This is a genomic window from Mesorhizobium sp. CA10 (genome assembly GCF_020165285.1).
Classification (GTDB): domain Bacteria; phylum Pseudomonadota; class Alphaproteobacteria; order Rhizobiales; family Rhizobiaceae; genus Mesorhizobium.
In genome coordinates, this window is sequence record NZ_JAIUHV010000002.1 from 173393 (window position 1) to 197748 (window position 24356).

At 64.9% G+C, this 24356-nt stretch carries 22 protein-coding genes; 14 read left to right on the top strand and 8 right to left on the bottom strand.

Annotated features, from left to right (window positions below):
- Positions 1–2: 2 nt before the first annotated feature.
- Positions 3–644, bottom strand: coding sequence for a DUF47 domain-containing protein (locus LB535_RS04320; protein ID WP_224631296.1), 642 nt, complete (start codon positions 642–644; stop codon positions 3–5).
- 158 nt (positions 645–802) lie between these two features.
- On the opposite strand from LB535_RS04320, the gene LB535_RS04325 reads away from it, so the two are divergent.
- The 10 genes from LB535_RS04325 (at position 803) to LB535_RS04370 (ending at position 11182) form a co-directional block, all read left to right on the top strand.
- A complete protein-coding gene (locus LB535_RS04325; RefSeq protein WP_095766056.1) occupies positions 803–1702 on the top strand; it encodes a LysR family transcriptional regulator in 900 nt (299 codons plus the stop codon).
- 193 nt (positions 1703–1895) lie between these two features.
- Complete coding sequence (locus LB535_RS04330; protein ID WP_095766057.1) at positions 1896–2375, top strand: formate dehydrogenase subunit gamma; 480 nt, start codon at positions 1896–1898, stop codon at positions 2373–2375.
- Complete coding sequence (locus LB535_RS04335; protein ID WP_224631297.1) at positions 2372–3928, top strand: formate dehydrogenase beta subunit; 1557 nt, start codon at positions 2372–2374, stop codon at positions 3926–3928. The genes LB535_RS04330 and LB535_RS04335 overlap by 4 nt, the downstream gene beginning before the upstream one ends.
- Before the next feature lie 10 nt (positions 3929–3938).
- Positions 3939–6851 (top strand): formate dehydrogenase subunit alpha, encoded by a 2913-nt coding sequence (gene fdhF / locus LB535_RS04340; RefSeq protein ID WP_224631298.1) that lies wholly within the window; start codon positions 3939–3941, stop codon positions 6849–6851.
- 144 nt (positions 6852–6995) lie between these two features.
- A complete protein-coding gene (gene fdhD / locus LB535_RS04345; protein ID WP_224631299.1) occupies positions 6996–7826 on the top strand; it encodes a formate dehydrogenase accessory sulfurtransferase FdhD in 831 nt (276 codons plus the stop codon).
- Positions 7816–8127 carry a formate dehydrogenase subunit delta gene (locus LB535_RS04350; protein WP_224602666.1) on the top strand — a complete coding sequence of 104 codons (312 nt, stop codon included), beginning with the start codon at positions 7816–7818 and terminating at the stop codon, positions 8125–8127. Before fdhD ends, LB535_RS04350 begins: the two co-directional genes overlap by 11 nt.
- 113 nt (positions 8128–8240) lie before the next feature.
- Positions 8241–9794, top strand: a complete 1554-nt coding sequence (locus LB535_RS04355) for an alpha/beta fold hydrolase (protein ID WP_224631300.1) — start codon at positions 8241–8243, stop codon at positions 9792–9794.
- A gap of 109 nt (positions 9795–9903) precedes the next feature.
- Complete coding sequence (locus LB535_RS04360; protein WP_095766213.1) at positions 9904–10377, top strand: carboxymuconolactone decarboxylase family protein; 474 nt, start codon at positions 9904–9906, stop codon at positions 10375–10377.
- A gap of 85 nt (positions 10378–10462) precedes the next feature.
- A complete protein-coding gene (locus tag LB535_RS04365) occupies positions 10463–10825 on the top strand; it encodes a nuclear transport factor 2 family protein (RefSeq protein WP_224631301.1) in 363 nt (120 codons plus the stop codon).
- A gap of 42 nt (positions 10826–10867) precedes the next feature.
- Entirely contained in the window at positions 10868–11182 is a 315-nt protein-coding gene (locus LB535_RS04370; RefSeq protein ID WP_224631302.1) for a hypothetical protein, read from the top strand.
- A gap of 183 nt (positions 11183–11365) precedes the next feature.
- Here the strand turns inward: LB535_RS04370 and LB535_RS04375 are convergent, their stop codons facing one another.
- The 6 genes from LB535_RS04375 to LB535_RS04400 form a co-directional block, all read right to left on the bottom strand.
- Positions 11366–12793: a gamma-aminobutyraldehyde dehydrogenase gene (locus LB535_RS04375; RefSeq protein ID WP_224631303.1), complete on the bottom strand. Its 1428-nt coding sequence runs from the start codon at positions 12791–12793 to the stop codon at positions 11366–11368.
- Between the two features lie 144 nt (positions 12794–12937).
- Positions 12938–13753 carry an ABC transporter permease gene (locus tag LB535_RS04380; protein ID WP_224631304.1) on the bottom strand — a complete coding sequence of 272 codons (816 nt, stop codon included), beginning with the start codon at positions 13751–13753 and terminating at the stop codon, positions 12938–12940.
- A complete protein-coding gene (locus LB535_RS04385; protein WP_224631305.1) occupies positions 13743–14708 on the bottom strand; it encodes an ABC transporter permease in 966 nt (321 codons plus the stop codon). Before LB535_RS04385 ends, LB535_RS04380 begins: the two co-directional genes overlap by 11 nt.
- A 253-nt stretch (positions 14709–14961) precedes the next feature.
- The gene (locus LB535_RS04390) at positions 14962–15960 is read right to left on the bottom strand and encodes an ABC transporter ATP-binding protein (protein WP_224631306.1); all 999 of its coding nucleotides are present in this window, start codon (positions 15958–15960) and stop codon (positions 14962–14964) included.
- Positions 15961–16139: 179 nt separating this feature from the next.
- A complete protein-coding gene (locus tag LB535_RS04395; RefSeq protein ID WP_224631307.1) occupies positions 16140–17294 on the bottom strand; it encodes an ABC transporter substrate-binding protein in 1155 nt (384 codons plus the stop codon).
- 208 nt (positions 17295–17502) lie between these two features.
- Positions 17503–18414 (bottom strand): LysR substrate-binding domain-containing protein, encoded by a 912-nt coding sequence (locus tag LB535_RS04400; RefSeq protein ID WP_140629159.1) that lies wholly within the window; start codon positions 18412–18414, stop codon positions 17503–17505.
- 90 nt (positions 18415–18504) lie between these two features.
- Between LB535_RS04400 and LB535_RS04405 the strand changes: the two genes are divergently transcribed.
- Together LB535_RS04405 and LB535_RS04410 are read left to right on the top strand one after the other, a co-directional pair.
- Positions 18505–18954, top strand: coding sequence for an RrF2 family transcriptional regulator (locus LB535_RS04405; protein ID WP_224602649.1), 450 nt, complete (start codon positions 18505–18507; stop codon positions 18952–18954).
- A complete protein-coding gene (locus tag LB535_RS04410) occupies positions 18944–19840 on the top strand; it encodes an NAD(P)/FAD-dependent oxidoreductase (RefSeq protein ID WP_224631308.1) in 897 nt (298 codons plus the stop codon). Before LB535_RS04405 ends, LB535_RS04410 begins: the two co-directional genes overlap by 11 nt.
- 21 nt (positions 19841–19861) lie before the next feature.
- On the opposite strand, the gene LB535_RS04415 is transcribed toward LB535_RS04410, so the two are convergent.
- Positions 19862–20626, bottom strand: coding sequence for a DeoR/GlpR family DNA-binding transcription regulator (locus LB535_RS04415; protein ID WP_224631309.1), 765 nt, complete (start codon positions 20624–20626; stop codon positions 19862–19864).
- A 388-nt stretch (positions 20627–21014) separates the two neighbouring features.
- On the opposite strand from LB535_RS04415, the gene LB535_RS04420 reads away from it, so the two are divergent.
- Together LB535_RS04420 and LB535_RS04425 are read left to right on the top strand one after the other, a co-directional pair.
- On the top strand, positions 21015–21899 hold the full coding sequence (locus LB535_RS04420) for a phosphotransferase (protein ID WP_224631310.1): 885 nt from the start codon (positions 21015–21017) through the stop codon (positions 21897–21899).
- Positions 21896–24349, top strand: a complete 2454-nt coding sequence (locus LB535_RS04425; RefSeq protein WP_224631311.1) for an FAD-dependent oxidoreductase — start codon at positions 21896–21898, stop codon at positions 24347–24349. The genes LB535_RS04420 and LB535_RS04425 overlap by 4 nt, the downstream gene beginning before the upstream one ends.
- Positions 24350–24356 lie beyond the last annotated feature (7 nt).

Consider the following 24356-nt stretch of genomic DNA (forward strand, 5'->3'; position numbering starts at 1 on the left):
GCCTAAACGTTCTCGATGACGATGCCGCTGATCTCGTTGGCGACATCCTCGAAACGGTCGACCACTTTCTCCAGCTGGCCATAAATCTCCGAACCGATCAGATAGGCCATGGCGTCGCTGCGGCCGTGACGCTTGAACAGATCCTTCAGGCCATGCTCGTGCAGATCGTCGGCGCGGCCCTCGACGCGCATGACCTCCTCGGCGATGGCGTTGAGACGCGCTGCGTTGGCGCCGACCTTGCCGAGCAGCGGGATCGCCTCGGCGACCAACCGGGCGGCCTGGACGATGACGCCGCCCATTTCTCGAATCAGCGGATCGAATTCCCTCACTTCGAACAGTTTCACCGTCTTGACGGTCTTGTGCATCATGTCGATGGCGTCATCCATCGACTGGATCAGATCCTTGATGTCGCCGCGGTCGAAGGGCGTGATGAAGGAGCGCCTGACGGCAAGCAGGACCTCGGCGGTGATGCCGTCAGCCTCGTTCTCGAGATCGATGATTTTTTGGCACCAGCGGTCGATGTCCTTGCCCTGGAGAAGCTGCTCAAGGGCTTCGGCGCCGCCGACCACGGTGCGCGAATGCCGCTCGAACAGGTCGAAGAAGCGATCCTCGCGCGGCAACAGCTTGCGAAACCAACCCAGCATGTCGTCCCTCCCTGCTTTCACCTATCTCACATAACGCCACGCGCAGCGCGGGAAAACAGATAGCCGGCTCAAAAATGTGGACGAGGCCGATTGCGCATGCGTCTTGCGAAGCAGGGCGATTTCCCCGACCTTGGGCCAAACGCTGCGGATCGGACGGCATGATCGACAAACTGGAATTCTTCATCGCTCTCGCCAAGGAGGAGCATTTCGGCCGGGCCGCGGAGGTGTGCGGCGTCACCCAACCGACCTTGTCGGCCGGCATCAAGCAGCTCGAGGAACAGCTCGGCGTCATGCTGGTGCTGCGCGGCTCGCGCTTCCAGGGCCTGACGCCGGAGGGCACGCAGGTGCTGGGCTGGGCGCGCCGCATCGTCGGCGACTCCCGCACGATGCGCGAGGAGATGCGGGCGGCGCGCCACGGCCTGTCCGGGCGCATCCGCATCGCCGCGATCCCGACGGCGCTCGCCATGGTGGCGCGGCTGACGACGCCATTCCGCGAAAAGCATCCGGGCGTCACCTTCTCGGTGCTGTCGCGCACATCCATCGAAGTGCTGTCGCTGCTCGGCAATTTCGATGTCGATGCCGGCATCACCTATCTCGACAACGAGCCGCTCGGGCGCGTGACCAGCGTGCCGCTCTATGACGAGCGCTATCAGCTGATCACGGCGGTTGGGAACCCCTATTCCGACCGCGACAAAGTGTCGTGGGCCGAGATCAGCCAGCTGCCGCTCTGTCTGCTGACGCCGGATATGCAGAACCGGCGCATCATCGACCAGCATCTGGCGGAAGCCGGCGTGCAGGTGCGGCCGACGCTGGAATCGAATTCGATGATCGTGCTGTTCTCGCATATCCGCACAGGCAAATGGTCATCGATCATGCCGCTCAACCTTGCGGAAACGTTCGGCTTTTCCGAGCCCATCCGGGCCATCCCGATCGTCGAGCCGGACGCCAGCCACACGGTCGGGCTGGTGGCGGCGCCGCGCGAGCCGCACACGCCGCTGGTGCAGGCGCTTCTGGGAGAGGCGATGGCGCTGGCGGACGATTTCCGCGCCCACCGCTAGGTTAGACAATGCGAGCCGCCGGATCTTGATAGAAAATTTCTATCGAACGACGAAAGCGCTTTATTGATTTCGGAGGTTTCCTCTGATTTCGTAAGGACTTAGCGATATTGCGCCCTATGCATGTCGTTACCCCGAAACCGCTCTATATGCTGGGGTGACATACATTGGCCGCCACGACCAGGGAGGGCGCTGCGTGAGCATGCAGGCCGCAAGTACCGAGATCGCGTCGCGCACGGCGGCGATCATTGATGAGATGAAGGGCCTCGAAGGCCCGTTGCTGCCGATCCTGCACAGCATACAGGAAGAGTTCGGGCATGTTCCGAAAGACGCGCTGCCGGTGATCGCCGACGGGCTGAACCTATCGCGGGCCGAGGTGCACGGCGTGGTCAGCTTCTACCACGATTTCCGCGCTAAGCCCGCCGGACGGCACGTGCTGAAGCTCTGCCAGGCCGAAGCCTGCCAGTCGATGGGTTCGGACGCCGTCGCCGCCAAGATCAAGCAGTTGCTGGGCATCGATTTCCACGAGACCACGCGCGACGGATCGGTTACACTGGAGCCGGTCTATTGCCTCGGGCTTTGCGCCTGCTCGCCGTCGGCGATGCTCGACGGCGAAGTCATCGGCCGGCTCGATGACGAGAAGATCGAAGAGATCGTCGCGGAGGTACGTTCATGATCCCGCGCATCTATGTCCCGGCAGATTCCGGCGCGCTGGCGCTCGGTGCCGAAAAGGTCGCCAAAGCGATCGAGAAGGAACTCAAGGAGCGCGGCGTCGAAGCCAAGATCGTACGCAACGGCTCGCGCGGCGCCTATTTCCTGGAGCCGATGGTCGAGGTGGCGACGGCTGAGGGCCGCGTCGCCTACGGGCCGGTCAAGCCGTCCGACGTCAAGAGCCTGTTCGACAGCGGCTTCCTCAAGGGCGGCCATCACAAGCGCTGGCTGGGCTCCCCCGACAAGATCCCCTTCTTCGCCAAACAGACGCGGCTGACCTTCGCGCGCTGCGGCATCATCGATCCGCTGTCACTCGACAGCTACAAATCGCATGGCGGCCTGAACGGCCTGCAGAATGCAGTGGCGATGGCGCCCGCGGACATCGTGAAACAGGTGACCGAATCCGGCCTGCGCGGCCGCGGCGGCGCCGGCTTCCCGACCGGCATCAAGTGGAAGACGGTGCTGGATACGGCGGGCGCGCAAAAATACATCGTCTGCAACGCTGACGAAGGCGACAGCGCCACTTTCGCCGACCGCATGATCATGGAAGGCGATCCCTTCGTGCTGATCGAAGGCATGGCGATCGCCGGCATCGCCACAGGCGCGACCAAGGGCTTCGTCTATATCCGCTCGGAATATCCGCATGCGGTGGCGACGATGAACAAGGCCGTCGCTATCGCCCGCAAGGCAGGCGTGCTGGGCGTCAACGTGCTGGGCTCGCCCAACGCCTTCGACATGGAAATCCGCGTCGGCGCCGGCGCCTATGTCTGCGGCGAGGAAACCTCGTTGCTCAACAGCCTCGAGGGCAAGCGCGGCGTGGTGCGCGCAAAGCCGCCGCTGCCCGCGATCCAAGGCTTGTTCGGCAAGCCGACGGTGATCAACAACGTCATCTCGCTGGCTTCCGTGCCGATCATCATGGACAGGGGCGCCGCCTATTACAAGGATTTCGGCATGGGCCGCTCGCGCGGCACGATCCCGATCCAGATCGCCGGCAACGTCAAGCATGGCGGCCTGTTCGAGACGGCTTTCGGCCTGACGCTGGGCGAGATCGTCGACGACATCGGCGGCGGCACGTCCACTGGGCGTCCGGTGAAGGCGGTGCAGGTCGGCGGTCCGCTCGGCGCCTATTTCCCGCGGGCTTTGTTCGACACGCCGTTCGACTACGAGGAATTCGCCAAGCGCGACGGGCTGATCGGCCATGCCGGCATCACCGTGTTCGACGACACCGCCGACATGCTGAAGCAGGCGCGCTTCGCCATGGAGTTCTGCGCCATCGAAAGCTGCGGCAAGTGCACGCCCTGCCGCATCGGCTCGACGCGCGGCGTGGAGGTTCTGGACAAGGTCGCCGCCGGCATCGAGGCGGAAAAGAACCTCGCTCTGGTCACCGACCTCTGCAACACGATGAAGTTCGGATCGCTTTGCGCGCTGGGCGGCTTCACGCCCTACCCGGTGATGAGCTCGATCACGCATTTCCGCGAGGATTTCAAGCCCGCGCCGGCGCGCGTGGCTGCTGAATAGGAGCTGGCAGATGAACATCAAGGCCGACTTCCCGACACTCATCGAAGAGATCGACTACGGCACGCCGGAGTCGAAAGCGACGAAGCAGGTGACCCTGACAGTCGACGGGCAAAGCATCACCGTGCCGGAAGGCACCTCGATCATGCGCGCGGCCATGGAAGGCGGCGTCGAGATCCCGAAGCTCTGCGCCACCGATATGCTGGACTCTTTCGGTTCCTGCCGCGTCTGCCTGGTCGAGATCGAAGGGCGCGGCGGCACGCCGGCCTCCTGCACGACGCCAGTCGGCGAAGGCATGGTGGTGCGCACGCAGTCCGACCGGCTCGACGCCGTCCGCCGCGGCGTCATGGAACTCTATGTCTCCGACCACCCGATGGGCTGGAACGAAAAGGCCGGAACCGGCGCCAGCGAGTTCGACGCGGTGGCGAAGTCGGTGGGCCTCACAGAGAACCGTTACGGCGTCGAGGGCCGCAACCACGTGAAGCAAGAGGGCGGCATCGCGCCCGGCCACGGCTCATTGGCCGTCGACTACATCGCCCGCGACGAATCCAATCCCTATTTCACCTACGACCCGGCGCAGTGCATCGTCTGCTCGCGCTGCGTGCGCGCCTGCGAAGAGGTGCAGGGCACCTTCGCGCTGACCATCGAGGGCCGCGGCTTCGAATCGCGCATGGTCGCCGGCATGCATGAGGACTTCATCGCGTCGGAATGCGTGTCGTGCGGCGCCTGCGTGCAGGCCTGCCCGACGGACGCGCTGCGCGAGAAGACCGTACTCGAAAAGGGCATGCCGGAGCGCTCGGCCGTCACCACCTGCGCCTATTGCGGCGTCGGCTGCTCGTTCAAGGCCGAGGTGAAAGGTGACGAGGTCATCCGCATGATGCCCTACAAGGACGGCAAGGCGAACCACGGCCATAGCTGCGTCAAGGGGCGTTTCGCCTATGGCTATGCCACCCACAAGGACCGCATCCTGTCGCCGATGATCCGCGAGAAGATTTCCGATCCGTGGCGCGAAGTGAGCTGGGAAGAGGCGATCGCCCATACGGCGAAGGAATTCCGCCGCATCCAGTATCAGTATGGACGCACGGCGATCGGCGGCATCACCTCCTCGCGCTGCACGAATGAGGAGACCTATCTCGTCCAGAAGCTGGTGCGGCAGGGCTTCCGCAACAACAATGTCGACACCTGCGCGCGCGTCTGCCACTCGCCGACCGGCTACGGGCTCGGCCAGACCTACGGCACCTCGGCCGGCACGCAGGATTTCGATTCGGTCGACTTCACCGATGTCGCCGTCATCATCGGCGCCAATCCGGCTTCCGCCCACCCCGTCTTCGCCTCGCGGCTCAAGAAGCGGCTACGCCAGGGCGCCAAGCTGATCGTGCTCGATCCGCGCCGCACCGAGATGGTCAAGTCGGCGCATATCGAAGCCGACTACCACCTGCCCTTGAAGCCCGGCACCAACGTGGCGGTGCTGACGGCGCTGGCACATGTCATCGTCACCGAAGGCCTGTTCGACGAGGCCTTCATCCGCGAGCGCTGCGACTGGGCCGAGTTCCAGGACTGGGCATCCTTCGTCGCCCTGCCGGAAAACAGTCCCGAAACCGTCGGCAAGCTCTCGGGCGTCGATCCGGAGCTGATCCGGGGTGCCGCGCGCATGTATGCCAAGGGCGGCAATGGCGCGATCTATTACGGCCTCGGCGTGACGGAGCACAGCCAGGGCTCCACCACGGTGATCGCCATCGCCAACCTCGCCATGGCCACGGGCAATATCGGCCGTCCGGGCGTCGGCGTGAACCCGCTGCGCGGCCAGAACAACGTGCAGGGCTCCTGCGACATGGGCTCGTTCCCGCATGAATTGCCGGGCTACCGCCACATCTCGGGCGAAGCGGTGCGCGACATCTATGAAAGCCTGTGGGGCGTGAAGCTGGACGATGAGCCGGGCCTGCGCATCCCCAACATGCTGGACGCCGCTGTCGACGGTTCGTTCAAGGGCATCTACATCCAAGGCGAGGACATCCTGCAGTCCGATCCGGACACCAAGCATGTCGCCGGCGGCCTCGCCGCGATGGAATGCGTGGTCGTGCACGACCTCTTCCTTAACGAGACGGCGAACTACGCGCACGTCTTCCTGCCGGGTTCGACCTTCCTCGAGAAGGACGGCACCTTCACCAATGCCGAGCGCCGCATCAACATGGTGCGCAAGGTCATTGAGCCGAAGGCGCGCTATGCCGACTGGGAAGCGACGCAGGAGCTTGCCCGCGCCATCGGGCTCGACTGGAACTATACCCATCCCTCGCAGATCATGGACGAGATTGCCAAGACGACGCCGAGCTTCGCCGGCGTCTCGTTCGAGCTGCTCGACCGCGTCGGCTCGGTGCAGTGGCCATGCAACGAGAAGGCGCCGCTCGGCACGCCGATCATGCATGTCGACGGCTTCGTGCGCGGTAAGGGCAAGTTCATCCGCACCGAATATGTGGCGACGGACGAGCGGACCGGTCCGCGCTATCCGCTGCTGCTCACCACCGGACGGATCCTGTCGCAGTACAATGTCGGCGCGCAGACCAGGCGCACCGAAAACGTCACGTGGCATGCCGAGGACCGGCTGGAGATCCATCCGCACGACGCCGAGGTCCGCGGCCTCCGCGACGGCGACTGGGTGCGGCTGGCGAGCCGTTCGGGCGAAACCACGCTGCGCGCGCTGATCACCGACCGCGTCTCGCCCGGTGTCGTCTACACGACCTTCCATCACCCGGACACGCAGGCCAACGTGATCACGACCGACTTTTCGGACTGGGCGACCAACTGTCCGGAATACAAGGTCACCGCCGTGCAGGTGGCGCCGTCCAACGGTCCGACCGACTGGCAGAAGGACTATAACGAGCAGGCCAAGCAGAGTCGGCGCATCGCCCCGTTGCAGGCGGCGGAGTAGGTGTGTCGAGGCAAGAGCTTCAATCTTGACGGCTGATCGACCCTCACTCCATCGAGCTTCGCTCGACACCTCTCCCCCGATCGACGGGGGAGAGGAAAGGCGCGAGTTGCTGCGAAGGGTGGGCAGTGCAGGGAGGCGCGCCTCGTGACGAAAGAACGTCCCGCCATTTCCCAGATCTCTCGCCTCGCGCATCGCGACGGCGGCACCGCGGCCGCGAACCGCATGGTGCCGGAAGAGACGCCGGTGGCGTTCTCCTTCGCCGGCACCACCCATGCGGTAATGATGGCGAGCCCCGCCGATTTCGAGGATTTCGCGCTCGGCTTCTCGCTGACCGAAGGCATCATTGCCGGCCCGGCAGAGATCGAGGCGATCGAGGTCGAGGATCTCGGCGCCGGCATCGACATCCAGATACGGCTCAAGGACAAGGCCAACACGCGCTTCCAGGCGCGGCGGCGCAGGCTGGCCGGGCCGGTCGGCTGCGGGCTGTGCGGCATCGAATCCATCGAGGAGGCGATGCGCTCGGTCGACGCCGTTGGTGCATCGCGACTTACGCTTCAATCTGACGATATAACAAGCGCCGTCCGCCTGCTGTCGAAGCAGCAGCCGCTGCACAAAGAGACCGGCGCAGTGCATGCCGCCGGCTTCTACGTTCCAGGCAAGGGCATCGTCATGGCGCGCGAGGATGTCGGCCGTCACAACGCGCTGGACAAGCTGGCCGGCGCGCTGGCCAGGGCCGGCATCGACGGTGCGAGCGGCGCCGTCGTTGTGACCTCGCGCGTCTCGGTGGAGATGGTGCAGAAGACGGCCGCCATCGGTGCCGCGATCATCATGGCGGTTTCGGCGCCGACCGCGCTTGCCATCCGCACGGCCGAGGCCGCCGGCATGACGCTGGTGGCGCTGGTTCGCGGCGACGATTTCGATATTTTCACCCACCCTGAACGGGTGGCTTCCGGAGTTGCCAAGCATGTCGCATGACGAAGACCACATCACCAGCACCAGGGAGAAGCTGGTGCGCATGGCCAACCAGATCGCCACCTTCTTCCATTCGAAACCGCGCGAGGAAGGCATTGCCGGCGTTGCCGAGCACATCAACAAGTTCTGGGAGCCGCGGATGCGGCGCCAGTTCTTCGAGATGCTCGACGCCGGCACCGAGAATTTCGACGAGCTCGTGGTCGCTGCCTCGGCCAGGATCAAGCGGCCGATCAGCCCCGCGGAGGCCGACATGAAGCTTGGGCTTGCGGCGTTCCCGGCCGATATCGCCGCTTCGCAAAAATAGCGTAGCAACCGGGCTGCCTTACATTTCTTTCTGCTAAAATTTAAGCTGCCGCTAGCTGCGCGGCTCTGCTATGTTTGACGATCGGAACATCGTCGGGCCGGGCGGAAGAACTCGTGAGGCCGATCGAGACGCGATATGCCCGCAGCGGGGACGTGCGGATCGCCTATCAGGTGGTCGGCCAAGGCGCGTTCGATCTTGTGTTCGTGCCGGGCTTCATCTCCAATCTCGACCTGCACTGGGAAGACGAAGGCTACAGCCGCCTGTTGAAACGGCTTTCGGCTTTCTCGCGGCTCATCCTGTTCGACAAGCGCGGCACCGGGCTCTCCGACCGTGTCGATGCCCGTCATCTGCCGAGCTTAGAGGCCCGCATGGACGACGTCCGCGCGGTGATGGACGCGGCCGGCAGCGGCCGCGCAGCGATCCTCGGCGCCTCGGAAGGCGCGCCGATGGCGATGCTGTTCGCCGCCACCTATCCGGAGCGGACACGCGCGCTGGTGCTTTATGGCGGCTATGCGCATTTCCACAAATGGGTGATGCCGCCGGAGCGGCTGGAGGCCTTCATCGAGACGGCGGAGACGTCGTGGGGCACCGGCGCCACCTTGCCCAATTTCGCGCCTGGCCGGGTGGACGATGCGCATTTCGCCCAGTGGTGGGCCCGGTTCGAGCGGCTTTCTGCCAGTCCGACTGCCGCGGCGGCGCTTGCCCGCATGAACGCCGATATCGATGTGCGCGGCATCCTAGCGATGATCAGCGCGCCGACGCTGATCATCCATCGCCGCAACGACGTCCGTGTCGATCCTGACGCCAGCCGCTTCCTGGCGAAGAAGATCCCGCATGCCCGGCTGGTCGAGATAGCCGGGCGCGATCATCCGATCTGGACCGGCGATGTCGATCGCGTGGCCGACCTGATCGAGGAATGCCTCACCGGCGAGCCCGCGGTGGCCGACACCGAGCGCGTGCTGGCAGCGCTGCTGGCGACGCGCATCTACGACACGGCCAGACTCGGCGATCGCATGTGGAGCGAGCGCAGCCAGCGCTTCCAGGAAACCTGGCGGCTTCTTGTCGGCCGCCATGGCGGCCGCACGGCCGGCACGCATGGCGAATTGATGATGTCGCGCTTCGATGGGCCGGCGCGCGCCGTGCGCTGCGCCGCGGCATTGCGCGAGGCGGCGCAGCAGATCGGCGTGGCGAGCGCGCAAGGCGTGCATGTCGGCGAGATCGAAATGCGCGGCCAGCCGGTCGGACTGACGGCGCGGGTGACGATGCAGCTCGCCACGCATGCCGGACGCGGCGACATCCTCGCCTCGCGGCTGGTCGCCGATCTCGCAACAGGGTCCGGCCTGCATTTCGTCGATGCCGGCCGCGTCAGCCTCGACGAGCTGGACGAGCCCATGCCGGCGGTTCTGGCGACGTCGGAGCAGCATCTGGAGCCCGCCTGCCGGCCCAGGGCCAGGCCGGCCGAGCCGCCCGCGCTGACGGCGCGCGAGAGCGAGGTGGTGAACCTGATCGCCAATGGCAAGAGCAATGCGGCGATCGCCGCCGAGCTCAGCCTCAGCGAGCACACGGTCAAGCGGCACGTCGCCAACATTCTATTGAAGCTCGATCTGCCGTCGCGGGCGGCGGCGGCGGCATTTTCGGCGAGGCACACTGGCCCGGACGGGCCATGAGAGCCATGGCGCTTTCGGGGGAAGCGCCGGGGCCGCCACAAGCGATACCAATTCTCCCCATGCAGGCCGGGCGATGTCGCCGAAAGGGCGCTGCGAAATGGAGGATGAAATGCTGAAACTCAGTCGCAAGATCGGATTGCTGGCATTCGCCGCGGGCGCATTGCTGGCCATCACCCCGGCGCATGCCGAAGACGCTTCGGCCAGCGCCGCCTACAAGGACATCCAGGCCACCCTCGGCTCGGTGCCCGACATGTTCAAGACCTTGCCGGACGTCGCGGTCGCCGGCGCCTGGGCCGAGATCAAGGGCGTGCAGCTCAACCCCAAGACCGCGCTCGACGGCAAGACCAAGGAGCTGATGGGCCTTGCGGTCGCCGCGCAGATCCCCTGCCAGTACTGCATCTATTTCCACACCGAGGCCGCCAAGCTCAACGGCGCGAGCGACGAGGAGATCAAGGAGGCGGTGGCCATGGCGGCGATCGTGCGCCACTGGTCGACGATGCTCAACGGCAGCCAGGTCGATCTGGCGACCTTCAAGAAACAGACAGACGACGTGTTCGCGGCCGTCAAGGCCAAGTCGCAGTGAACGAAATTCCTGCCCGACGATGATCGCCGGGCAGTCCTTCCCACGTCAACAGCCCGATCGAGAAGACGGGCACATGGAGGGTGACATGCTGACCAAGACACAGACAGTGGACGGCGCGGCGATCAAGAAGGCGATCGAAGGCCGTGACGGCAAGCTCCTGTCGAGCTTCTACAATGACGACGCGCTGGTGCGGGTGATCGACCGCAACAATCCGCCGAGCAAGCCGCGCGAGATCCGCGGCCGGCCGGCGATCAGCACCTTCTGGGACGATATCTGCAGCCGGGCGATGACCCACAAAGTCGACACCACGATCGCCGAGGGCGACAGCCTCGCCTTCACCCAAGCCTGCGCCTATCCGGACGGCACGAAGGTGTTCTGCGCGGCGATGCTGGAATTGAAGAACGGCCGCATCGCACGCCAGACCGTCGTGCAGGCTTGGGACGAATAGATCAACCGCGGGCTCAACCGCAAATCAGGGAGGAGAACCAAAATGTTCAGTGCCAGATGGCAGATCGACGCCAAGTTCGGTCACAAGCAGACCGCGCTCGAGCTGATGCGCAAATGGGAGCGTGAGATCGGGTCGCAGGTCGGGCTCGCCGACATGAAGTTCCAGCTCATGACCGGTTCCGTGGGCGCGCGCGAAGCGACGATCGAGGCGCACCACCAGGTCGATAGCCTGGCCCAGTTGGAGGAGTTCTTCGCCAAGATCGCCAAGATCGATGCGCATGCCAAATGGGGCAAGGAGCTGGAGCCCTACGTGGTGTCGGGCACCAGCAAATGGACGATCTTCCGGATCGTGGAGTAGTGGCCTGAGCGCCGCCCGGCCTTCTCCTCTTGTGGGAGAAGGTGGCTCGGCGCGCCGCGCCGAGACGGATGAGGGGTGCTCCAGCTTGGCGCCAAGCTACCCCTCACCCGGATTGCCATCCGATTTGCGAAGAGCAAATCGGGGCAATCCGACCTCTCCCACAAGGGGAGAGGTAAAAGGAGCCTACCCATGCGCCACCATCACATGCCGCACGGCGGTGTAATCCTCCAGTGCGTAGAGCGACATGTCCTTGCCGTAGCCGGACTGCTTCAGGCCGCCATGCGGCATCTCGTTGGTCAGCATGAAGTGGGTGTTGATCCAGGTGCAGCCATATTGCAGGCGGGCGGCGGTCGCCATGGCGCGCGAGATGTCCTTGGTCCATACCGACGAGGCAAGGCCGTAGTCGCTGTCGTTCGCCCAGCTCACTGCCTCATCGACATCCGCGAAGCGGGTGACCGAAACGACCGGACCGAACACCTCGCGGCGCACGATCTCGTCCTCCTGCAGCGCGCCGGCGACGACGGTCGGCTGGTAATAGAAGCCGGAGCCCTCGCCCGGCTTGCCGCCGGTGGTGATCTCGATGTGCTTCAGTTCCGAAGCGCGCTCTACGAAGCTCGACACGCGGTCGCGCTGGCGACGCGAGATCAGCGGCCCGATCTCATTGTCCGTATCGTCCGGCTGGTTGTACTTGATGGTCGAGACCGCGGAGGAGAGGTCGGCGACGAGCTTGTCGTAGATCTTTTTGCCGGCATAGATGCGGCAGGCGGCCGTGCAGTCCTGGCCGGCATTGTAGTAGCCGAAGGCGCGCAGACCGTTGACAACGGCGCCGAGGTCGGCGTCATCGAAGACGATGACAGGCGCCTTGCCGCCGAGCTCCAGATGCGTGCGCTTGACCGACTTGGCGGCTGCCTGCAGCACCTTCTTGCCGGTGGCGACATCGCCGGTGATCGAGATCATGTTGACCTTGGGGTGGTTGATCAGCGTGTTGCCGACGCTGTCGCCGCGGCCGAGCACCACATTGACGACGCCCTCGGGCAGGATCTCGGAAAGGATCCTCGCGAGTTTCAGCGCCGTCAGCGGTGTCTGCTCCGACGGCTTGAAGACCACCGTGTTGCCGCCGCCGATCGCCGGGGCCAGCTTCCAGGCCATCATCATCAGTGGATAATTCCAGGGCGCTATGGAAGCGACGATGCCGATCGGGTCGCGCCGTACCATCGAGGTGTGGCCCGGAATATACTCGCCGGCCACCTGGCCCGGCATCGAGCGCACCGCGCCGGCGAAGAACCGGTAGCAGTCGACGATCGCCGGAATCTCGTCATTGAGCACGGCATTGATCGGCTTGCCGCAGTTCAGCGCCTCGAGCGCGGCGAACTCCTTCGCTTCGGCCTCGATGCGGTCGGCAATCTTGAGCAGGTAGCCGGAGCGCTGCGCCGGCGTGGTGCGCGACCAACTGACGAACGCTCGTTCGGCGGCACTAACGGCAGCCTCGATCTGCGCGGGGCTCGCCTCCGGCAGGTTGAGGATCGTCGCCCCGGTTTTCGGATTGAGGATCGGCTCCTCGGCCTCGGTGCCCTTCTCGAATTTCGAGCCGATCAGCATTTGGGTGTCCATTGGGTTCGTCCTTGAAAGGAAGTGAATGGTGAATGGTCAGTAGTAAGTAGTGATTAGTGAGTAGTGAGTAGTGATTAGAATCCACCCATTGTTCTTCCATTCACCACTCACTATTCACCATTCACTACTCACTACTCACCCGCTTCATTTTCCACTGCCCGCAATCTGATCGCCGTCGCGGGTCAGGTAATAGGCAAAGAGGATCGGCAGCAGCGTCACCAGCACGACGACCATGGCCACGACATTGGTGACCGGGCGCTGGCGCGGGCGGATCAGCTCTTCCAGCATCCAGATCGGCACGGTCTGCTGTTGGCCGGCGGTGAAGGTGGTGACGATGACCTCGTCGAAGGACAGCGCGAAAGCGAGCATGCCGCCGGCAAGCAGCGCGGTTGCGATGTTCGGCAACACGACATGCCGGAAGGTCTGAAAACCGTCGGCGCCGAGATCCATCGAAGCCTCGATCATCGACCCCGAGGTGCGGCGGAAGCGGGCGACGGCGTTGTTGTAGACGACGACCACGCAGAAGGTTGCGTGGCCGAGCACGATCGTCCAGAACGAGAACGGGATGTCGGCGAGCGCGAAGGCCGAGCGCAGCGCAATGCCGGTGATGATGCCGGGCAGCGCGATCGGCAGGATGACCAGCAAAGAGATGGCCTCGCGGCCGAAGAAGCGCGTCTGCGAGACGGCCGCGGCGCAGAGCGTGCCGAGCACCAGCGCGATCGCCGTGGAGATGGCGGCGACGCGGACCGACAGCGACAGCGCATCCCAGACATCCGGCCGGTTCCAGGTGACAGCGAACCATTGCGTGGTGAGCCCCGGCGGCGGCCAGACGAAACTCTTCTCTTCCGTCGTGAAGGCGTAGACGAAGATCAGCAGGATCGGCAAATGCAGGAAGAGCAGGCCGCAGGCGGCGGCGATCTTCAGGCCGAGCGGAGCGGATCGACCACGGTCAGAGCGCATCGAAAGCCCCCATGCGCTTGGCGCCCCAGAGATAGAAGCCCATGATGACGATGGGCACCACGGTGAAAGCGGCGGCCAAGGGGATGTTGCCGGCGGTGCCCTGCTGCGAATAGACGGCCTGGCCGATGAACAGCCGCGAGGTGCCGATGATCTGCGGGATGATGTAGTCGCCGAGCGTCAGCGAGAAGGTGAAGATCGACCCGGCGACGATGCCTGGCAGCGCCAGCGGGAACAGCACGTTGCGGAAGGTCTGGCCCGGCGAGGCGCCGAGATCGGACGAAGCCTCGACCAGATTGCCGGGCACGCGCTCGAGCGCGGCCTGAACGGGCAGGATCATGAAAGGCAGCCAGACATAGACGAAGACGATGAAGGTGCCGGTGAAGGAGACCGACAGCGAATTGCCGCCGACAACGGGGAGCGACAGCCAGCCGTCGAGCAGCCAAAGCAGGTTGAGCTTGGCGAGCAGCCAGGTGAGGATGCCTTCCTTGGCCAGGATCAGCTTCCAGGCGTAGATCTTGACCAGGTAGCTCGACCACAGCGGCAGCATGACGCCGAGATAGAACAGCGCCTTCCAGCGGCCGCGCGCATAGCGCGCAGCATAATAGGCGATGGGGAAAGCAATGACCGCCGAAGCAAGCGTGACCAGCGCCGCCATCGTCACCGTGCGCAGGATGATGTCGAGATTGGCGGCCTGAAACAGGTCGCCATAGGTCTTCAGCGTGAACTCGCGGTTGATGAGGCCGGAGAACTCGTCGATCGAGAAGAAGCTCTGCAGGAGCAGCGCAAACAGCGAGCCGATATAGACGATGCCCAACCACAGAAGCGGCGGCAGCAACATGAGCAGCAGCAGGAGTTTTGGGCGGCGCCAGAAGAGGTCGGAGAACGCGCCGCGCATGCCGCCGCTGCCTGGCAGGATGGCGGGTGTGGGGTTGGATTGAACAGCGGCGATGGTCATGGCGCGGCCGTGTGTCGAGCGGGATCATGGGAGAGGCCGAGATCCTTCGCGCCCCCCTCTGTCCTACCGGACATCTCCCCCGCAAGGGGGGAGATTGGATGTCGCGGCTGGTTTCGCCAATTGTCCGCGCTGGAAAGAGGGAGCCGGCGCCGAAACAGCTGATCTCCCCCCTTGAGGGGGAGATGTCCGGCAGGACAGAGGGGGGCGCCGTAGAGCGCCTCGCCCGCGCGATTGGCCATCGTCCCAAGCACGGTCATGCCGGCTCGTCCATCAGATGCAGGCTGTCGCGGTTGAAGGTCAGCACCACCGCTTCACCCTCCGCGGGCAGCGCCGTGCCCGCCGGCACCACCGCATGCAGCCTCAACCCGTCGGCATCGAGCGCCAGCCTCGTCGTCGCGCCGAGATAATTGGTCCCGACCAGGCAAGCGGCGACACCGTCGCCGCTTGCCGCGCTTGAAATGCGGATCGACTCCGGGCGCAGGCTGCCCCAGCGGTGCTGGCCGGAATAGCGCTGGACGAAATCCGGCGGCAGCACATTGGACGAGCCGACGAAATCGGCGACGAAGCGCGTGTTCGGCCGCTGGTAGATATCCTCCGGCGTGCCGACCTGCATGATCTTGCCGTCGTTGAAGACGGCGATACGATCGGCCATGGATAGCGCCTCGCCCTGGTCGTGGGTGACGAAGACAAAGGTGATGCCGAGCACTTTCTGCAGCGACTTCAACTCCTCCTGCATGTTCTCGCGCAGCTTGAGGTCGAGCGCGCCGAGCGGCTCGTCGAGCAGAAGCACCTTGGGCTGGTTGACCAGCGCTCGGGCGAGCGCCACGCGCTGGCGCTGGCCGCCGGAGAGCTGGCCGGGACGGCGCGCGCCGTAGCCCGGCAGGCGCACCAGCGAAAGCGCTTCCTCAGCTGCCTTGAGCCGCTCGGCCTTGCCGACACCTTTGACCATCAGGCCGTAGGCGACGTTGTCGAGCACATTCAAATGCGGAAACAGCGCATAGTCCTGGAAGACGGTGTTGACGTTGCGGCGATAGGGCGGAACGCCTTCGGCGCGCTCGCCGAAGATGGAGATCGAGCCCGTCGTCGGCTGCTCGAAGCCGGCGATCAGCCTGAGGCACGTCGTCTTGCCGGAACCGGACGGACCCAGCATGGCGAAGAACTCGCCGGGCACGATGTCGAGATCGACAGCGTCGACGGCGCGCACGCTGCCGAAATGGCGCGAGACTTGTTTGAAGGAAACGGCAGAGGTCATGGGCCCAGTCAGTTCAGTTGCCGGTTAAACGAAGGCGAGTTCGCACGGCGCCCTGCCTCCCCTCAATGGGGGAGGTCGCGGCGAAGCCGCGGGTGGGGGTGGTTGGCGCCAACGTCCATGCCGACCCCCACCCCGACGCTACGCGTCGACCCTCCCCCCAAGGAGGAGGGTAAGGGAACTCACCGGCCGCCGATGACGCCGATATAGTCAGACACCCAGCGGTAATAGGGCACGCACTGGTCGTTCTGGCTGGCGCATTTCGACACCGGCGTCTTCCAGAACTTGATCTTGTCGAAATTATCGTAGCCGTTGGTCTTGCAGCCCTCGTCGCCGAGCAGCTCGTTGCCCTTGCAGGCGGCGGGCACGACCGGGAGCGAGCCGAACCATGCCGAAACGTCGCCCTGGACCTTCGGCGACAGCGAATGCTCGAGCCACATATAGGCGCAGTTCGGATGGGCGGCGTCGGCTTCCATCATGGTGGTGTCGGCCCAGCCGGTGACACCCTCTTCCGGCACGGTCGAGGCGACCGGCTTCTTGGCGGCGACCAGCGTGTTGACCTGATAGGGCCATGAGCCGGAAGCGACCACGCCCTCGTTCTGGAAGTCGTCGACCTGGATCGCGGCATCGTGCCAGTAGCGGCCGACCAGCGTGCGCTGCGTGCGCAAGAGCTCGAGCGCCGCCTTGTACTGGTCTTCGTTGAGCTCGTAGGGATCCTTGATGCCGAGCTCCGGCTTGTGGAACATCAAATAGTTGGCGGCGTCGGCGATGTGGATCGGGCCGTCATAAGCCTGGACGCGGCCCTTGTTCGACTTGCCGTCGGGCAGCTTCATTTCCTCGAAGACGACGTTCCAGCTCTTGGGCGCTTCCTTGAAGACTTCGGTGTTGTACATCAGGATGTTCGGGCCCCACTGGTAGGGAACGCCGTAATGCACCTTGTCGACGGTGAACCAGGGCGCGTCCTTCAGGCGGTCGTCGACGGTCTTCCAGCTCGGGATGAGATCGGTGTTGATCGGCTGCACGCGCTTGCCGGCAACGAGGCGCAGCGATGCATCGCCCGAAGCGGTGACCAGGTCGAAGCCGCCCTCGTTCATCAGGGAGACCATCTCGTCCGAGGTGTTGGCGGTCTTGACGTTGACCTTGCAGCCGCTTTCCTTCTCGAAAGCCGTCACCCAGTCGTAATTCTTGTCGGTCTCGCCGCGCTCGATATAGCCGGGCCAGGCAACGATGTTGACCTCGCCCTCGCCCTTGCCGAGTTCCTTGACCTGGGCCATGGCCTGACCGGGAAAAGTCAGCGCGACAGTCAGCGCCGTGCACGACTTCAGGAATGCATTCATCGTCGATCTCCCATTGCTAGGGGCCGCGCTCTCGGGGCGCAGCTTTGTTCCCTGAGCGAAAGTGCGGTGAAAAATCCGGTTTCGCAAATTCATTTATCAGAAAGCCGATATCGGTTTTACCGATACTTTGTTTGACGCAATTCCGGACGGAAGGCTACGGCGAAGTCGCCGAACCCAACCGCTCCACACTTTTCCTGGAATTGCGTGATCACGGCCGCTGGCGCACCATGCGCTGCGACTGCGCGAGGCCGATGAAATCGCGAGCCGCCTGCGGCAGGGCGGAGCCGCGACGCCAGACCGTGCCGACCTGGACCACCGGCAGCGAGCCGGAAACGTCGCGCGATTCGATGCGATCGCCTTCCAGCGACCAGGGCCTGTAGACGAGGTCGGGCAGCAGCGCCACGCCGGCGCCGGTGGCGACCAGGCTGCGCACCGCCTCGACCGAGCGGGTGCGGAAGGCAACATGCGGCCTGGCGCCGATCGCCGACAGCAGCTTGCCGGTGTTCTCCTCGATCTCGTCGACGGTGAGCATGATCAGCGGCTCGGAGACGATGTCATTGACCCCGATAATGTCGGCACTGGCGAGCCTGTGGCTGAGTGGAATCCACAGCCTGTAGGCCGAGACTTCCAGGATTTCCGACTGCAGCGCCGTGCGGTCGCGCAGGTTGGACGTCACCATGACGGCGATGTCGAGCTTGCCGCCGACCAGAAGGTGCTCGAGATAATCGCCATTGTCCTCGATTGCCGAGACCTCGACGCCGGGATAGGCGCGCCGGTAGCGGGCGAGCAGGTCGGACAGCACATAGCCTGCGACCAGCGAGGTGACGCCGAGCTGCAGACGGCCGCCAGCGGCGGCCTGCTCGCTGGAGAAAGAGCGGCGCGCGTCGGAAACGTCGGCCAGGATCTTGGTCGCGTGGCGCAGGAACTGGTGGCCCTTGTGGGTGATGTTGAGGCCACGTGGATGGCGCTCGAAGAGCTCGACGCCGAGATCGCTCTCCAGTTCCTTGATCGCCTCGGTGACCGAGGACTGGGAAATCGACAGGTTCTGCGCGGCGCCCGAGACGGTGCCCTGCTCGGCGACGGCGACGAAGAACTGCAATTGGCGGATGGTGAAAGCCATGGCCGGACTAAACACCGGCCAACGTGGCGTTGGGAAGTGGGGCAAGCTCCGAAACTTGACCACCTTCCGATTCGTAACTAACTAAGTTACATGAAACGCAACAGCCGACTGTCCTCGACCCTGCATATCCTCGTCCATATGGCCGACGCTCCCGAGCGGGCGCTGACCTCCGAAGAGCTTGCCGGCTTCATCCACACCAATCCGGTTGTGGTGCGCCGCACCATTGCCGGGCTGCGGGAGGCCGGCATCGTCACCTCGTCGCGCGGCCATGGCGGCGGCTGGCAGCTCGGCCGCGCGCCGGACAAGATCTCGCTGGCCGAGATCAGCGGCGCGCTCGGCGAGACGCTGTTGCCGTTCAGCACCGAACCGGAAAGTCCCGGATGCCTAGTCGAGCAGGCGGTGATCGCCGTGCTCGACGATTTTCGCCTGGAGGCGGAAAGGCTGCTCACTGAGCGGCTCAGCCATATCACGCTGGCCGACCTGACGGCCGATTTCCGCCGCCGTTATGACCTCATTGGAGTATCCAGCCATGCAGTATGATGTGATCGTCGTCGGCGGCAGCTTTGCCGGCCTGTCCGCCGCCATGTATGCGGCGCGCGGGCGGCGCAAGGTGTTGGTGATCGATGCCGGCGAGCCGCGGAATCGATTTGCCGAGCATTCGCACGGCTTCTTCGGCCAGGACGGACGGGCGCCGGCCGACATTCTCGGCGAGGCAAAGGCACAGTTGCTCGCCTATCCTGCCGTCACGGTGATCCAGGGCCGCGCCGAGCGGGCGGCAATCGCCGGCTCCGGCTTCGAGGTCGAGATGGACAATGGCGAGGGTTTCGGCGCGACACGGCTGGTGCTGGCCACCGGCGTCCGGGACATCCTGCCGGACGTTCCAGGACTTGCCGCGCATTGGGGCAAGACGGTGCTGCATTGTCCTTATTGCCACGGCTACGAAGTGGCCGGCGGGCCGCTCGGCGTGCTGGCGACCGGATCGATGTCGCTGCACCAGGCCGAGCTGATTTCCGACTGGGGCGACGTCACGCTGTTCGCCGACGGTTTGTTCGAACCGGACGCTGACCAGGCGCGGGCGTTGGAGAAGCGCAACATCCGGTTCGAGCGGGGCAAGGTGAGCGAAGTGCAGAACGACGGGTCCGGCGGCCTGGTCGTCAGGCTCGACGGCAATCGCAGCGCGAGCGTGCGGGCGCTGTTCACTGCGCCGCGCAACGCGATGGCAAGCCCGCTCGCCGAGCAGCTGGGCTGCGCCTTCAACGAAGGCCCGCTCGGCAAGGCGATCGTCGTGGACGACAAGCAGCAGACATCGGTGCCTGGCGTCTTCGCGGCAGGAGACGCCGCGCGCCTGATGCACAACATCGCCTTCGCGGTGTCGGGCGGCGCGATGGCCGGGGTTGCGGCGCACCAGTCGCTGGTATTCGGCTAGGCTCTTATCCCTTGGGCGACGTCAGGCCGCGGCGATACTGACCCGGGCGCCGGCCTGGCTCAGCTCGGCGGCTATATCGCGCGGCGGCGGCTGGTCGGTGGAGAGCTCGGAAAAGCCGTCGAAGCCGCAGACCCGGACCAGTCCCTGGCGGCCGAACTTGGAATGGTCGGTGACGACCAGCGAGCGCTGGCCGCGCGACAGCACCATGCGGGCGAACTCCGCCTCGTCCAGATCATAGTCGGTCAGGCCGGCGGCCGCATCGACGGCTCCGATCGAGATCACCGCATGATCGACCGAAAAGCGACTGACGAACTCGATCGCCGAAATGCCGAAAGCCGCGCCCGAATCGCTGCGCAGCTCGCCGCCCGCCATGTAAACCTTATTGCCGTTCACCGTCGCCAGCGTGCGGGCAATGTCGGAGGAATTGGTGACCACCGTCAGCCGGCGATGGCCGAGCAGCTCGCGCGCGAGGAAGGATGTGGTCGTGCCGGTATCGAGCATGATCGCCTCGCCATCGCGGATCGTGGCCGCGACCATTCTGGCGATCAGGCGCTTGGCTTCGGCATTTTCGCGCATGCGCCGCTCGAACGGCGCCTCGCCCAGCATCGAGGAAAGGCCAACGGCGCCGTGCATCTTCAGCACCGAGCCGTCATCGGCGAGCGGCTTGACGTCGCGCCGCACGGTTTCCAGCGAGACGCCGAGCCGCTCGGCGAGGCTGGCTATGGTGATCGTGCCCTCCTCGCTGAGGAGCCGCAGGATTTCGCCGTGCCGTTTCGAATGGATCATCGGTGTGTCCGGGAATTCTGACCGAATTTAAGGCTTTCCCGACGCTTTGAAAGGAGTCGCTTATATTTTCGGGCAAAACACCCCAAAAAAGGTCACAGCTTTTGGATTGACAGCGCTGCCACGCTGGCGTGACATTGACCTTGTGACAGGCTCGGAACTGCCGCGGGAGGGTGATGGCAGAGCCGCAACCTAGTGACCAGATCGCCTGGGACCAGCCAGGCGCGAGCTTTTATCGAATCCGCGGGGGCGGATGCCGGGATATCATACCTGGCCAAGGGGCTCGTCGGTGCGGTGCGGGATACCGATCCTGGCGTCTCGCACCGACGAGGCTTTTTCATGTTCTCCCAGCCTTGTTTTCCGCGGGACCGGTTGGGGCCGGAGCGAAGCCGTGAGTGCCGAAGACCGCATCCGCGCCTTGCCGTGCTGGAACGGCGGCATCGAGATCGAGCCGCTGCCCGGCGGCCTCAGCAACGCCAATTTTGTCGTCACCGACGCGGCCGGGCGGCATGTCGTGCGCTTCGGCCAGGACTTCCCGTTCCACCATGTCTTTCGCGAACGCGAGGTGATGACGGCACGGGCAGCGCATGCGGCGGGCTTCGCGCCGGCCGTGCATTATGCCGAGCCCGGCATCCTGGTGACGGAATTTCTCGGCGCCAAGACCCTCCTGGGAGAGGATGTGCGGGCCAATCTCGGCCGCGTGGCCGCGCTGCTGCGCGGCTTTCACCGCGAGATGCCGAAGCATGTCTCCGGCGCCGGTTTCATGTTCTGGGTGTTCCACGTCATCCGCGACTATGCGCGCACGCTGGACGAAGGCGGCAGCCGCAAGAAGGCTGAGCTGCCACGTTATCTGGCCCTGGCGGACGAGCTCGAGCGCGCGCAAAAGCTGCTGCCGATCGTCTTCGGCCATAACGATCTTTTGCCGGCAAACATCCTCGACGACGGCAGGCGACTGTGGCTGATCGATTTCGAGTATGCCGGCTTCAACACGGCGATGTTCGACCTCGCCGGCGCCGCCTCGAACGCCGGCCTGAGCGATGACGAATCCTTCGCCTTCATGACCGCCTATTTCATGAAGGAGCCGGACGGCGAAATCCGCCGATCGCATGCTGCCATGCAATGCGCCTCGCTGCTGCGCGAAGCGATGTGGAGCATGGTGTCCGAGCTCTATCTCGACGCGCCCGGCATCGACTATGTCGCCTATAGCGAGGAAAACCTCGTCCGGCTCGACGCGGCGCTGGACAACTACCGGACGAAATACGGGACCAAGCCATGACCTTGCCCAGCCATGCCGAAATCGTCGTCATCGGCGGCGGCATCATCGGCTGTTCCACTGCCTACCACCTGGCGCGCGACCATAGGGCGGACGTGGTGCTGCTCGAGCAGGGCAAGCTGACCTCGGGCTCGACCTGGCACGCCGCCGGCCTGGTCGGGCAGCTGCGCTCCTCGGCCTCGATCACGCGCGTGCTCAAATATTCGGTCGAGCTTTACAAGGGGCTGGAGGCCGAGACGGGCCTGGCGACCGGCTGGAAGATGACCGGCTGTCTGCGGCTGGCGACGAATGCCGACCGCTGGACCGAGTTCAAGCGGCTGGCGACCACGGCCAAAAGCTTCGGCATGGACATGCAGCTGCTGTCGCCGGCGGAAGTGAAGCGCATGTGGCCGCTGATGGAGACAAGCGATCTTGTCGGCGCTTCCTGGCTGCCGACCGATGGGCAGGCGAGCCCCTCCGACATCGCCCAGTCGCTCGCCAAGGGCGCGCGCATGCATGGCGCGAAACTGTTCGAGGGCGTGCGCGTCACCGGCTTCACGATGAAGGACGGCCGCATCACGGCGGTGAAGACTTCACAGGGCGACATCGCCTGCGACAAGGTGGTGAACTGCGCTGGACAATGGGCAAGGCAGGTCGGCGCGATGGCCGGCATCAACGTGCCGCTGCAGCCGGTCAAGCACCAGTACATCATCACCGAGAAGATCGCGGGCCTTGCGACCGACGCGCCGACAATCCGCGACCCCGACCGCCGCACCTATTTCAAGGAAGAGGTCGGCGGGCTGGTGATGGGGGGCTATGAGCCCAACCCGCAGGCCTGGGCAACCGGACTTCCCGGCGGCGATGTCCCGAACGACTGGGAGTTCCGTCTGTTCGACGACGACTACGATCATTTCGAGCAGCACATGGCCCAGGCGATCGCGCGCGTTCCGGCGCTGCAGACCGCCGGCGTCAAGCAGATGATCAACGGGTCGGAGAGTTTCACGCCGGACGGCAACTTTATCCTCGGCGCAGCGCCCGAATGCGCCAACATGTTCGTCGGTGCCGGCTTCAACGCCTTCGGCATCGCGTCCGGCGGCGGCGCCGGCTGGGTGCTGGCGCAATGGGTCGCCGACGGCGAGGCGCCGCTCGACCTGTGGGTGGTCGACATCCGCCGCTTCTCCGGCCTGCACCGCGACCGCGACTGGGTCCGCGACCGCACGCTGGAGGCCTATGGCAAGCACTACACGATCGGCTTCCCGCACGAGGAATATCTCTCCGGACGCCCTCGCATCGTCTCGCCGCTCTATGAGCGGCTGAAGATGCATCGCGCCGTGTTCGGCTCCAAGCTTGGCTGGGAGCGGCCGAACTGGTTCGCGCCGGATGGCGCGGCCGCCGAGGACGTCTATTCGATGGGCCGCCAGAACTGGTTCGGCCCGGTCGGCGACGAGCACCGTCATGTGCGCGAGAAGGTCGGCATCTTCGACCAGTCCTCCTTCGCCAAATACGAGCTGACCGGCACTGACGCGCTGAAGGCGCTCGACTGGATCTGCGCCAACGACGTCGACAAGCCGGTCGGACGGCTGACCTACACGCAGCTTCTCAATACGCGCGGCGGCATCGAGGCAGACCTTACCGTGTCGCGGCTCGACGAGGACCGGTTCTACATCGTCACCGGCACCGGCTTCCGCACGCATGACCTCTCCTGGATCGGCGACCATATCGGCCCCGGGCTGGATGCCAGACTGACCGACGTCACGGAGGATTTCGGCACGCTGTCGCTGATGGGACCCCGCGCCCGCGACGTGCTGACGGCGGTGACGGACGCCGATGTCTCGAACGCCGCCTTCCCCTTCGGCCATGCGCGCGAAATCCAGATTGCCGGCCACAGCGTGAAGGCGCTGCGCGTCACCTATGTCGGGGAACTGGGCTGGGAGCTGCATGTGCCGATCGCCGCCACCGGCGAGGTTTTCGATGCGCTGATGGCGGTGGGCAAGGCGCATGGCATTCGCCCGGTCGGCTACCGGGCGCTGGAATCGCTGCGACTGGAGAAGGGCTATCGCGCCTGGGGTTCCGACATCACGCCGAACGATATGCCGCAGGAGGCGGGGCTCGGCTGGGCCGTGAAGCTTCGCAAGAATACCGACTTCGTCGGACGCCGGGCGCTGGAGAAGGCAGCCGGCAAGCCGCCGATGAAACGCTTTGCCGGCTTCACGGTGCACGACCCGGAGATCGTGCTGGTCGGACGCGAGACGATCCTGCGCAATGGCGAGCCCGTCGGCTATCTCACCAGCGGCGGCTACGGCTACACGGTGGAGAAGAACATCGGCTACGGCTATGTGCGCAATGCCGACGGCGTCAGCGACGATTTTCTGGCCTCGGGCGACTATGAGCTTGTCGTGGCGATGGAGCGCACGCCGGCAAAGATCCATCTCGAGGCGATGTACGATCCGGCCGGGGCAAGGATAAAGGCCTGATCGATGA

Coding starts and splice junctions, on each gene's coding strand:
- LB535_RS04320 (WP_224631296.1), bottom strand. CDS start 644: ATGCTGGGTTGGTTTCGCAAGCTGTTGCCGCGCGAGGATCGCTTCTTC.
- LB535_RS04325 (WP_095766056.1), top strand. CDS start 803: ATGATCGACAAACTGGAATTCTTCATCGCTCTCGCCAAGGAGGAGCAT.
- LB535_RS04335 (WP_224631297.1), top strand. CDS start 2,372: ATGATCCCGCGCATCTATGTCCCGGCAGATTCCGGCGCGCTGGCGCTC.
- fdhF (WP_224631298.1), top strand. CDS start 3,939: ATGAACATCAAGGCCGACTTCCCGACACTCATCGAAGAGATCGACTAC.
- LB535_RS04350 (WP_224602666.1), top strand. CDS start 7,816: ATGTCGCATGACGAAGACCACATCACCAGCACCAGGGAGAAGCTGGTG.
- LB535_RS04360 (WP_095766213.1), top strand. CDS start 9,904: ATGCTGAAACTCAGTCGCAAGATCGGATTGCTGGCATTCGCCGCGGGC.
- LB535_RS04365 (WP_224631301.1), top strand. CDS start 10,463: ATGCTGACCAAGACACAGACAGTGGACGGCGCGGCGATCAAGAAGGCG.
- LB535_RS04370 (WP_224631302.1), top strand. CDS start 10,868: ATGTTCAGTGCCAGATGGCAGATCGACGCCAAGTTCGGTCACAAGCAG.
- LB535_RS04375 (WP_224631303.1), bottom strand. CDS start 12,793: ATGGACACCCAAATGCTGATCGGCTCGAAATTCGAGAAGGGCACCGAG.
- LB535_RS04380 (WP_224631304.1), bottom strand. CDS start 13,753: ATGCGCTCTGACCGTGGTCGATCCGCTCCGCTCGGCCTGAAGATCGCC.
- LB535_RS04385 (WP_224631305.1), bottom strand. CDS start 14,708: ATGACCATCGCCGCTGTTCAATCCAACCCCACACCCGCCATCCTGCCA.
- LB535_RS04390 (WP_224631306.1), bottom strand. CDS start 15,960: ATGACCTCTGCCGTTTCCTTCAAACAAGTCTCGCGCCATTTCGGCAGC.
- LB535_RS04395 (WP_224631307.1), bottom strand. CDS start 17,294: ATGAATGCATTCCTGAAGTCGTGCACGGCGCTGACTGTCGCGCTGACT.
- LB535_RS04400 (WP_140629159.1), bottom strand. CDS start 18,414: ATGGCTTTCACCATCCGCCAATTGCAGTTCTTCGTCGCCGTCGCCGAG.
- LB535_RS04405 (WP_224602649.1), top strand. CDS start 18,505: ATGAAACGCAACAGCCGACTGTCCTCGACCCTGCATATCCTCGTCCAT.
- LB535_RS04410 (WP_224631308.1), top strand. CDS start 18,944: ATGCAGTATGATGTGATCGTCGTCGGCGGCAGCTTTGCCGGCCTGTCC.
- LB535_RS04415 (WP_224631309.1), bottom strand. CDS start 20,626: ATGATCCATTCGAAACGGCACGGCGAAATCCTGCGGCTCCTCAGCGAG.
- LB535_RS04425 (WP_224631311.1), top strand. CDS start 21,896: ATGACCTTGCCCAGCCATGCCGAAATCGTCGTCATCGGCGGCGGCATC.